The sequence below is a fragment of the Vibrio sp. 1249-1 genome (assembly GCF_033340495.1).
Genome location: NZ_JAWOWJ010000482.1, coordinates 1 through 729 on the forward strand (window position 1 = coordinate 1; position 729 = coordinate 729).

Below are 729 nucleotides of genomic sequence, written 5' to 3' on the forward strand. Positions count from 1 at the left end.
CTGCGGCATGTAATCGAGGTTCGCTTGAATGGTCTCTTCCAATGCCTGCTCTAGAATCGTTCCTGTTGTGACCAGTGGGTTCAGAATCAACGCTCGGTGCGCGGTATTGCGGTTGCCAGTGACCGCGGCTTCGACAGTGAGCGATTCAAAATCCTTCATCAATTGAATCAGGCGCAGCGTATCTGTTGGGAACGGCGCAACATTCAAAGCGACTGGCCCTGATTTAGTGATCATACAGCTGACTTCCACAGTGCAGTCGTCCGGCAAGCCAGCAATCGCGCCGTTGTTGCGAGTGTTCACGTGCATGATGGTGCGCTTGTCGTTGTAGATAGAGCTCATCAGCTCACAGGCCGCTTCTGAGTAATATTGGCCACCGCGCTTTTCGAGTTCTTTTGGTTTCTCGTTAAGCTCTGTGTTGCGGTATATATCGAACAGACGTTTCTCCATCGCTTTGACCACTTCGCCGCGAGTGCCTTCGCCGTTCGCTTCTTCAATTTCCTGCTTCATGATGTCTTCGCTGGTGTAATAGTAGCGAAGGTATGCGCATGGAATCATCCCCATATTGCGCAGCAGTTCTGTTGGCCATTCGAATGGAGGAATGTTTTGTGGAACGAGAGGATCGTTGCCCGATAAGATCGCTTCAACCACCTCTTGTAGCTTATCGCGGCCTTCATGCAGGATCTGGCGTGCCCAGATAAAGTGGTTCAAACCCGCGACTTGCAATACAAA

1 pseudogene is annotated in these 729 nt (G+C 51.2%); it reads right to left on the reverse strand.

Annotated elements, in window-relative coordinates:
- A pseudogene (locus R7Z50_RS27120) lies at window positions 1-729 on the reverse strand (6-phospho-beta-glucosidase); the annotation flags it as partial.